Here is a 9,700-nt window from a genome sequence, read left to right as displayed (position 1 = left end):
TCATCCTCCACCAGTTTTATAGGGGCATAGTTTAAAGGTAGAACAACGGTCTCCAAAACCGTTGGTGTGGGTTCAATTCCTGCTGCCCCTGCCAATCATTCATTACTTGCGGCGGTCGTGGCGAAGTGGTTAACGCACCGGACTGTGACTCCGGCATTCGTGGGTTCAAGCCCCATCGGCCGCCCTTTCTTATTGGGGATTAGCCAAGCGGTAAGGCAACGGACTTTGACTCCGTCATGCATAGGTTCAAATCCTATATCCCCAGCCATCTTATGCGGACGTGGCTCAGCGGTAGAGCATCGCCTTGCCAAGGCGAGGGTCGCGGGTTCGATTCCCGTCGTCCGCTTTGTTATAATCTGGCGCCATAGCCAAGTGGTAAGGCAAAGCTCTGCAAAAGCTTTATTCCCCAGTTCAAATCTGGGTGGCGCCTCCATAATTAAATATGCCGGCGTGGCGGAATGGCAGACGCGCTCGACTCAAAATCGAGTGGGAAACCGTGGAGGTTCGAGTCCTCTCGCCGGTATTAACCAAAAGAGTTCATTAGAGACATTCTCCAATGAGCTTTTTTTATTTGAGCTTTAGTACCCCACTCATTGCTTGAGCTGAAGACACCTTTGAGTTGTATTCCAAATGCGAATAAATATTTGCCGTTGTTGCATAATCGCTGTGGCCTAACCATTCCTAAACTTCTTTCATGCTTACCCCTAGTACATCTACATAAATATACTCCAGGTATTCAAGACAATAAGAATTGTCAGAAGATAAGCGATAGGATTCTTGTTATTCCCTCATACGAATCAGAAGCTCATAGAAGTGTCCACCAGTGGCAGTATATGGCGAATGGCTTAATTCTTGGTTCGTTCCTTTTCAATTTCAGTATATATACCATTCAAATTGCCCGATGTGGCGGTATGTTTAATATTAATAGTCCAATTCAATAAATCAATAGCCGACCATTTTATTCTACGGTCTCGCTTCGGCTTAGCCCATAAAAGGCAGCCAGGATAACGAAAAGCTAAATTCTTTATCCTCGGATTACTGCGAGGAGTTGATTCAGCTCCTCGGCATTGTAGAAGCTCAGGATAGCGTACTTAAACGCGGCGATACGGCTTTAAAACAGCTCGGCCAAGCACCACCTTTGTCCTCTTTTACGATAGCGACCCCGGTCTGTGGCAGGTGTACCATGACGTTCATAGGCAACGGTATTGGACTTAGGTTCGGTTATCAGATCCATCCGGGTGCTACCGAATGGGTTCCATTGTTCAACCCTCGCAAAGCAGGATTGATCAGAGGTAATCAAAACCATTTCTGGGACGTGCCCTAGTCAAAACACAGCATGAGGCCGATGACAATGACAACAAATCCATGAAAAGCGCCTCCAAAATTGCACCACATTTAACACAATTGATATTGATTATCAATATCAATTGTGTTAATATGGTTTTGTTTACTAGTGAACAAAAAATAATCTAATGGTGACACTGAGCTTGGTCTGCAACTACTACAAGAGAGGGGAGATCGGGAAATTGGAGTTTCAAAATCATTTTAAAGGTCATCTTTACGAGCAATATATTAAAATGCTACATCTGAATGAGCTGTATACTGAACAAGAAATTAACTCGTTTCGGCAACAGGCCAGAAAGTACCAGATTGACATGCTCTCCAACAATATTACTAGTGTACACGTTATTGATTGCATTGGTGATTATGAACCGATAAATCATACCGGGATTGTGGAGAAGATGGGGTTGTCCAAAGCTAGTATTACTAAAATTAGTGCAAAGCTGCTGGAAATGGGCTTCATTATGAAAAGTCAACTGAACAGCAATCGTAAGGAGATTTACTTTAGTTTAACGGATAAGGGAAGACACGTTTATCATTTGCATAAAAAACTGCACAAAGAAAAAGAAGAAAGGTTTTACCAATTCATTGAATCCTATTCAGAGGTTGAGCTGCAGACTATTGGAAAATTTATGAGTGATTTGGTGGCGCGTGCCGAAGAATACTCCGAAGGGAAGTTTACGATAAATGACGACATTAAAGATTGAGGAATTAAGATCCAAGATTGAAGGGAAAGAAATTTTAAAAGGGCTCACACTGGAGATTCATGGCGGAGAGATTCATGCGATTATGGGGCCTAATGGGACGGGAAAAAGTACATTGGCTTCAGCTTTAATGGGCCATCCCAAATATGAGGTTACTGGCGGTAAGGTGACATTGGACAATGAAGACCTTCTTGAGATGGAGGTGGATGAGCGTGCCCAGGCAGGCTTGTTCCTCGCTATGCAATACCCAAGTGAAATTGCTGGCGTGACCAACTCGGATTTTCTTAGAAGTGCCATCAATGCACGGCGTGAAGAAGGCGATGAGATATCCTTAATCCGTTTTATCCGTGAAATGGAGAGCAAAATGAAGGGGCTGGAGATGAACCCGGAATTTATGCATCGTTATTTGAATGAGGGATTCTCTGGCGGTGAAAAAAAGCGAAATGAGATTTTACAAATGATGCTGCTTGAACCCAAGTTTGTGATCCTGGATGAAGTGGACTCAGGGCTTGATATTGATGCACTGCGTATTGTGGCCAATGGCGTAAATGAGATGCGCAGCCCGGATAGAGGCTTTTTAATCATCACCCATTATCAACGACTGTTGAATTATATTACCCCGGATTTTGTGCATGTCATGATGCAAGGCCGGATAGTTAAATCTGGCGGTCCGGAGCTTGCCCACCGTTTGGAGGCTGAAGGGTACGATTGGGTGAAGGAGGAACTTGGAATTACGGATGAGACGGTAAGTGAAGCTTAAAAGCCGGAGAGGAGGAACAGCACGTGGATATACAAGCTAGAGTTTCAATGAATGTGGACGATTTACGCGCATGGTCAAGCGCTAAGGATGAACCTCGTTGGCTGATTGAACGCCGCGTTCACGCACTCGAACTGGCAGGGACGCTGGAGTTGCCTAAAGTGGAGAAAATCAATCTTGAAAAATGGGATATCTACGAAAGTGGAGATTACAAAGCTGAGACTGCGTGGTCTAGTTTGGAGGAAGCGCCGGAGGTTGTTCGAGGTTTGGCTGCTTCTCCAGTGAAAGGCGGACTAATCGTTCAGTTCAACTCGGATGTAGTGTATACGAAATTGTCCGAGAGCTTAGCCGCCCAGGGAGTCATTTTAACGGATCTGCATACTGCGGCAAAAGAGCATGAGGAGCTGGTTCAACGTTATCTCTTTGAGGCAGTAAAGCCAGAAGAGCATCGTTTATCTGCTGCACACAGTGCCTTATGGAGTGGTGGCGTTTTTCTATATGTCCCAGACGGTGTAGAGGTTGAAGCACCTATTCAAGCGATCTTTCTTAACGATACAAGCGGTATGTGTTTTGCTCCTCACGTCTTAATTGTGGCAGGGAGCAACAGCAAGATTACTTATGTGGATAATTGTGTATCGAGTCGTGATGATGTCAAGGTATTGCATAACGGTGTGACGGAGGTCTTCGCGGGGGCGGGCTCAAAGGTGCAAGTAGCTTCGGTTCATCAGCTTGCTGCAACTACAACGGATTTCACCCAGCGACGGGCGGTCGTTCTTGTTGATGGGGATGTGGAATGGATTATCGGTGAGATGAACAATGGTTATACCGCCAGCGATACCAAGACTTTGCTACAAGGCAACGGGGCGGTCTCCGACAATAAGGTGATTGCTATTGGCACGGGCAATCAAAAATCGAGCTATACAACTCAAGCTCAGCATTTTGGCAGAAGCTCGGTAAGCCAGATGATTACGCGTGCAGTCATGCTTGAAGAAGCTACGGCCATTATCAACGGCATTACAAAGATTGAAAAAGGTGCAACCCATTGTGATGGTCAGCAAACAGAACGCGTGCTTATGCTAAGTCCTAAAGCTCGCGGCGATGCCAATCCGATCCTGCTGATAGATGAGGATGATGTAACCGCGGGTCATGCTGCATCCGTGGGGCAAGTAAATGCAGAGCAAATCTATTATCTGATGTCGCGCGGGATATCACGGAGTGAAGCCGAACATCTTGTTATTTTTGGATTTCTCGCTCCTGTCATTTCGGAGATCCCGCTGGAAGGTGTTCGCAATCGCCTAAAAGATTTAGTGGAAAGCAAGCTCGGCAGATCATAGAAAATCAAAATGAATCTTGAAAGGTTAAAAAGGAGTGATACTAATGGCTAAAAAAGCACCAGATATGGGCGAATATAAATATGGGTTTCGCGACAAGCACCAGTCTATTTTTCAATCTGGAAAAGGTCTGACGGAAGAGATTGTCCGGGAAATTTCCCGGATCAAGGAAGAGCCGGAGTGGATGCTCAATTTTCGGTTGAAAGCTTTGAATCAATTCTACAAAATGCCGATGCCTAAATGGGGAGCGGATTTGACCGGGCTAAATCTTGATGACATCCAGTATTACGTTCGCCCTTCTGAAAAACAGGGAAAGACCTGGGAGGAGGTTCCTTCCGAGATTAAAGCAACCTTTGACAAGCTGGGAATCCCTGAAGCGGAGCAAAAGTTCCTGGCGGGCGTATCCGCTCAATATGAGTCGGAAGTAGTTTATCACAGCATGCGGAAAGAACTGGAGGATCAGGGCGTTATTTTCCTTGATACGGATACTGCATTAAAGCAATACCCCGAAGTGTTTAAGCAACATTTTGGGACGATCATCCCTCCCGCAGACAATAAATTTGCGGCGCTTAATAGTGCGGTTTGGTCAGGCGGTAGCTTTGTATACATTCCGAAGGGTGTTCATTGCGAGGTTCCTATACAAGGTTATTTCCGTATTAATTCTGAAAATATGGGTCAATTCGAGCGGACATTAATTATTGCCGAAGAGGGCAGCTTTGTCCATTATGTTGAAGGATGTACAGCACCTATTTATAGTACCAGTTCTCTGCATAGTGGAGTTATTGAAATTATTTGCCGGAAAGATTCCCGTGTCCGTTACACGACCATTCAGAATTGGGCTCCTAATATCTACAACTTGGTAACCCAAAGGGCTGTGGCAGAAGAAAATGCCACAATGGAATGGGTGGACGGCAATATCGGCTCAAAGGTAACAATGAAGTATCCGGCAGTATTATTGAAAGGACGGGGAGCCAAGGGGTCCATCCTGTCTATTGCCGTAGCCGGTAAAGATCAGCATCAAGATGCTGGCGCGAAGGTAATTCACCTTGCTCCCGAGACAACATCTACGATTATATCCAAATCCATCAGCAAGCAGGGCGGAAAAGTAAACTACCGAGGGTTGTCCAGCTTCAGCCGCGATTCCGCGGGGTCCAAGTCCAATATTAAGTGCGATACGTTGATATTGGATAACATGTCAACATCAGATACGATTCCGTACAATGAAATTAAAAACGATCAGATTACTTTGGAGCACGAGGCAACAGTATCCAAAGTGTCCGAGGAACAATTGTTTTACTTAATGAGCCGCGGACTTACAGAACAAGATGCTACACAAATGATTGTAATGGGCTTTATTGAACCGTTTACCAAAGAATTGCCAATGGAATATGCCGTTGAAATGAATCGGTTGATTCAATTTGAGATGGAAGGAAGCATCGGTTGATTCATTAATTTAATAGATCAAACCTTTATCATTCTTTAATGAGGTGCTAGTAATGAAGAAAAATAATTCGGACGATTCGGAACTAGCTCAAATTACTCGAGAGATACGAAAACTTCAGTTCTGCCTCCATATGCTGTCAGGACTGAGCGCAAGTTGTGGTGTGATGATACCTTTAGACTCTATTCATACGCTTATAAGGGAACTTTCGGATCAAGAGGTCACTCTAAGGCAAAAAGCAAAGGATCACCCAGACGATCTAGGATGAAAAAAGGTCTGAATGACGGTTGGTAAAACAATGGGGGGAATTGACATAATGGATGAAAACGGAGTTTTATTCGATGAAGTATCGGAAGTTCTTCTCAAACTACGTCCTTTCTTACTGCGTGACGGTGGAGATGCTGAACTGGTCGAAGTTGAGAACGGTATAGCAAAATTAAGATTTTTGGGAGCTTGCAATGGTTGCCCAAGTGCTACGATTACGTTAAAGGTTGCTATTGAGCGCGCAATTCTTGAGGAAATTGATGATATTAAAGAAGTTGTACAAGTATTCTAAATTCCTTGATACTGAGCAACTGAGTTAGTCCTGTCGCAGACCATAGCTACGGAAGTTGATCCCGCTGCTCAATACCAAAGTACATCGACAGAATACCTTGTGGGTCGAAATCGACGAGCAGTGCCTTTACCATTCATCAAACAAGGTATTATCAAGATTTCATTCGGTATCGAGTGGGAAACTGTGGAGGTTCGGTTTCTCTCGCTGGTATATACAAAAGGATGATAAAATGCTTTAAAGCATTTTATCATCCTTTTTATTAATTTCATTCTCAATTTCGGCTACATAATTGATCAGGTGTCAGATGAATGGAAGATAAGAACTTCGCATAGTTTCTTTTCTAAATAGTATATTTGACTGGGACTTTGATGTTGTTGTAGGATGGTGGTACTAGAAAAACATTTATAGTTTATTAAGTGTAAAAGAAATGAGGAATGCATATGCAAGAAAGAATTTTGGAAGCTTTTGTAGAGGAAGTTCATGAAAATGGCTTGAAATTTACTATGGATGATCTTGCGAAAAGACTCGCTATCAGTAAGCGTACGTTGTATGAAAATTTTTCGTCTAAGACGCTTATTTTAGAGACCCTTATTGAGCGTACAAATGATGATATGATTCAAAAGACGGAACAAATTATCCAAAACAATGAATTATCTTTGTTAGAAAAGATTAAGCAATCGATTAGAGTTATGCCGTTGTATTATAAGTTTTATGATTTAAGAATACTGGACCAGATGAAAAAGTATTATCCTGAGCAATGGAAAAGAGTACATGCTGATTTAAATGATTGGTCTCCGATTAGAACATTAATTCAGGAAGGGATTCGAGAAGGAATTATTGTGAACAAAAATGAGGCTCTGATTATGAAGCTGATTATTGATTCAGTCAATTTAACGCTTGATCAGCGTTTCTTTCTGGATAACAGTGTGACGGTAGAGGAAGCTACTTATTCCATTGTAGATATATTGTTATTTGGGTTAGTCGAACAACAAAAATAGCCTAATAATATATGCCTATTAAAGGAGGCTTTTTTTCATAATAAAACTAATAAAACAATTAAAGTTTTTTTGTTTTTTGAAGTTGGGATACTGAAATTATCTAATGATAAATAAAAGGGGTTCTGAAAAGAAAGGGTGGAAATATGTCTATACTGACAAGAAATCGGGGAGCAATGCTGTTATTGATGCTTAACATTTTTTTAGCATTTATGGGGATTGGATTAGTTGTTCCCGTGTTACCGAAATTTATAAGCGAGCTAGGGATGAATGGTTCTTCAATGGGACTGATGGTTGCAGCTTTTGCGCTGACACAGCTTTTATTATCACCTTGGTCAGGAAAATTGTCTGACCGTTATGGACGTAAAAAGTTGATTGTTTCTGGGATGTTTATTTTTATGCTGTCAGAGCTTGTTTTTGGGTTGGCGGGTTCCGTTCCTACCTTGTTTGTTGCACGAATCATGGGCGGGGTAGGGGCAGCGTTGCTTACTCCCTCTATAATGGCCTACGTCGCTGATGTGACCTCATTTGAGGAAAGAGGCAAGGGAATGGGCATGATCAATGCAGCAATTAATACAGGCTTCATTATCGGGCCAGGGATTGGTGGTTTGCTTGCCGCCTATGGCATACGTATTCCCTTCTTTGCAGCTGCAGGAGCTGCAGGAATAGCAGCTATTTTGTCTCTGCTTGTGCTGCCTGAGTCTTTAAGCAAGGAAAAACAACAGTACAATAGAGAGCTTCCACGTCAAAAAGAAAACCTTTTACAGCAATTTGCCAAGTCCTATCAATCTCCGTACTTTATGGGCTTGCTCATTGTATTTGTCGTTGCTTTTGGGTTGGCGAATTTTGAAACGGTATTTGGACTGTTTGTTGACCATAAATATGGTTTTACACCGATGGATATTGCCATCATTATAACGACAGGCTCTATTTTGGGAGCTGTTGTGCAAGCAACTATATTTGGCTGGATTATTAACCGTTTTGGTGAGAAAAAAGTGATTCACCTTTGCTTGGCTATCGGAGGACTGTTTATTTTCCTAACTTTATTTGCCGAGCAGTACGTGATGATTATGCTGACGACCTTTATCATTTTTCTGGCTATGGATATCCTTCGCCCGGCAGTAAGCACTTCTCTATCGCGGCAGGCTGGGGATGAGCAAGGGTTTGTAGCGGGTATGAACTCGTCCTATACCAGCTTAGGGAACGTCATTGGACCGTTAGTTGCAGGACTGCTGTTTGATGTTCATATTAATTTGCCTTATATGGTTGCAGCGGTAGCCTTATTTGCTTGTCTCGTCCTTTCATTACGCTCTAAGCATGCAGGAAAGCGGCACTCCACATCTCTTGCATCAGAGCAGCATAGAAGTGGTTAGCCGCAGGTCTATATTCATCCCCGACTTAGGTCTAGGTTCAAAAACCGTCTGGAGTCCGTTTTGTCAAACGCTGGGTCAGCGTACAATAAGAACATAAGCAAGACACAGTGAAAGGCGGTGAGAGATAATGAGAGTTAACAAAGGGAATGGATTAGCCATTGTACTGATCGTGTTGGGTTCGATTATGCTGCTCGGTAAGTTTACTCCGTTTTTCGGTCACTTTGTAGGACATCTGATTGGTTACTTAATTCCGATAGCCATGATTATGCTGGGGTACTACGGTGTGAAAAGAGGAAATGCGCTCTTCGGTTGGATCGTGCTTGTGCTCGGGGTACTGATTTTACTGGGCAAGCTGTCCTGGCTTATTGGACCACTGCTGGCAATTGGATTAATCATATTCGGTGTATCCATGCTGAGTGACCGTAGAAGACGCTACTGATGGAGACAGTATAAGGAAGAAGAAAAATGTACGAGAGCAAAGAGTATGAAATGAGGAAAATTCGAAGTTGTGAAAGGAGTAGACGCCAATGAGTGTTTTTCGAAGAATGCGTGATATCACGGTAGCAACCTTCAATGAGCATTTGGAACAAAGCCAAGATCCGGTTCAACTCATTGACCAGTTTCTATATAATACCCGTCAGGAAATCGCAGAAGCGGAAAAGCTTCATCAGCAGTATACAGTGCACACAAGACAAATGAAGCAGCAGTTGGATCATGCGGTGTCCATGCAGGCCAAACGGGAGGAACAGGCGCTGCTGGCCTTGAAAGCAGATGAAGAACATGTTGCAAAGTTAGCCCTTCAGGAAAAAATGCTGTATGCAGAAAAAGAAGAGCAGTATAGAGAACTGTGGGAGCAGAGCCGTGAATCCTTACGCGAATTGGAGCAACAACTGGATACATTAAAGACAGAATACCAGACAGTACACAGCAAGCGTCAATATTACGCCGCACGTGTGCAGACGTTGAGACTCCAGCAGCAAATGAACGAACGGGCAGGTACATACGGTGGACGAAATGTTCCCCGAATGTTCAACCGCTTGGAAGACCGGGTAGCCGATATGGAAGCAGAAACAATGAGTCTGCGTGAATTGCGCCGGGGTGAGGAGTATACAAGGGATGATCACAGCGGTGGATCGCTGCTCGAACAAGAGTGGGCGAGACTGAAAAGCAAGCTGAACAACAGCGGGAAGGAGTAAGTAAAT

10 protein-coding genes and 6 tRNA genes are annotated in these 9,700 nt (G+C 43.5%); 15 read left to right on the top strand and 1 reads right to left on the bottom strand.

Annotated elements, in window-relative coordinates:
* The first annotated feature begins 20 nt into the window (after positions 1 to 20).
* The 6 genes from ABEW32_RS06260 to ABEW32_RS06235 all read left to right on the top strand — a co-directional run bounded on the left by ABEW32_RS06260 (position 21) and on the right by ABEW32_RS06235 (position 523).
* Positions 21 to 94 (top strand) — tRNA-Trp (locus ABEW32_RS06260).
* A 17-nt stretch (positions 95 to 111) separates the two neighbouring features.
* A tRNA-His gene (locus ABEW32_RS06255) sits at positions 112 to 184 on the top strand.
* A 9-nt stretch (positions 185 to 193) separates the two neighbouring features.
* Positions 194 to 268, top strand: a tRNA-Gln gene (locus tag ABEW32_RS06250).
* Between the two features lie 6 nt (positions 269 to 274).
* Positions 275 to 346: transfer RNA gene (locus ABEW32_RS06245), tRNA-Gly, on the top strand.
* 12 nt (positions 347 to 358) lie between these two features.
* Positions 359 to 433: transfer RNA gene (locus ABEW32_RS06240), tRNA-Cys, on the top strand.
* A gap of 11 nt (positions 434 to 444) precedes the next feature.
* Positions 445 to 523, top strand: a tRNA-Leu gene (locus ABEW32_RS06235).
* A gap of 588 nt (positions 524 to 1,111) precedes the next feature.
* On the opposite strand, the gene ABEW32_RS06230 is transcribed toward ABEW32_RS06235, so the two are convergent.
* Positions 1,112 to 1,234, bottom strand: a complete 123-nt coding sequence (locus tag ABEW32_RS06230; RefSeq protein ID WP_430185723.1) for a hypothetical protein — start codon at positions 1,232 to 1,234, stop codon at positions 1,112 to 1,114.
* 292 nt (positions 1,235 to 1,526) lie between these two features.
* Between ABEW32_RS06230 and ABEW32_RS06225 the strand changes: the two genes are divergently transcribed.
* The 9 genes from ABEW32_RS06225 to ABEW32_RS06185 all read left to right on the top strand — a co-directional run bounded on the left by ABEW32_RS06225 (position 1,527) and on the right by ABEW32_RS06185 (position 9,694).
* Positions 1,527 to 2,048, top strand: coding sequence for a MarR family transcriptional regulator (locus tag ABEW32_RS06225; protein WP_430185721.1), 522 nt, complete (start codon positions 1,527 to 1,529; stop codon positions 2,046 to 2,048).
* Entirely contained in the window at positions 2,029 to 2,805 is a 777-nt protein-coding gene (gene sufC, locus ABEW32_RS06220) for a Fe-S cluster assembly ATPase SufC (protein WP_430185719.1), read from the top strand. Before ABEW32_RS06225 ends, sufC begins: the two co-directional genes overlap by 20 nt.
* Positions 2,806 to 2,828: 23 nt before the next feature.
* Entirely contained in the window at positions 2,829 to 4,136 is a 1,308-nt protein-coding gene (gene sufD, locus ABEW32_RS06215) for a Fe-S cluster assembly protein SufD (protein ID WP_430185717.1), read from the top strand.
* 43 nt (positions 4,137 to 4,179) lie between these two features.
* Complete coding sequence (gene sufB / locus ABEW32_RS06210; protein WP_430185715.1) at positions 4,180 to 5,577, top strand: Fe-S cluster assembly protein SufB; 1,398 nt, start codon at positions 4,180 to 4,182, stop codon at positions 5,575 to 5,577.
* Positions 5,578 to 5,890: 313 nt separating this feature from the next.
* The gene (locus ABEW32_RS06205) at positions 5,891 to 6,130 is read left to right on the top strand and encodes a NifU family protein (RefSeq protein WP_013373004.1); all 240 of its coding nucleotides are present in this window, start codon (positions 5,891 to 5,893) and stop codon (positions 6,128 to 6,130) included.
* 440 nt (positions 6,131 to 6,570) lie between these two features.
* Positions 6,571 to 7,128, top strand: coding sequence for a TetR/AcrR family transcriptional regulator (locus ABEW32_RS06200; RefSeq protein ID WP_430185713.1), 558 nt, complete (start codon positions 6,571 to 6,573; stop codon positions 7,126 to 7,128).
* Positions 7,129 to 7,271: 143 nt separating this feature from the next.
* Positions 7,272 to 8,498: an MFS transporter gene (locus ABEW32_RS06195; protein ID WP_430185711.1), complete on the top strand. Its 1,227-nt coding sequence runs from the start codon at positions 7,272 to 7,274 to the stop codon at positions 8,496 to 8,498.
* Between the two features lie 127 nt (positions 8,499 to 8,625).
* Positions 8,626 to 8,937, top strand: a complete 312-nt coding sequence (locus ABEW32_RS06190) for a LiaF transmembrane domain-containing protein (protein WP_017428655.1) — start codon at positions 8,626 to 8,628, stop codon at positions 8,935 to 8,937.
* A gap of 88 nt (positions 8,938 to 9,025) precedes the next feature.
* Positions 9,026 to 9,694, top strand: a complete 669-nt coding sequence (locus ABEW32_RS06185) for a PspA/IM30 family protein (RefSeq protein WP_430185708.1) — start codon at positions 9,026 to 9,028, stop codon at positions 9,692 to 9,694.
* The last annotated feature ends 6 nt before the right edge of the window (positions 9,695 to 9,700 follow it).

This window comes from Paenibacillus jamilae (assembly GCF_050482105.1).
GTDB classification, from domain to species: Bacteria; Bacillota; Bacilli; order Paenibacillales; family Paenibacillaceae; genus Paenibacillus; species Paenibacillus jamilae_B.
Note: the sequence above shows the minus strand (reverse complement) of the source record. Positions and strands in the feature narration are given on the sequence as shown.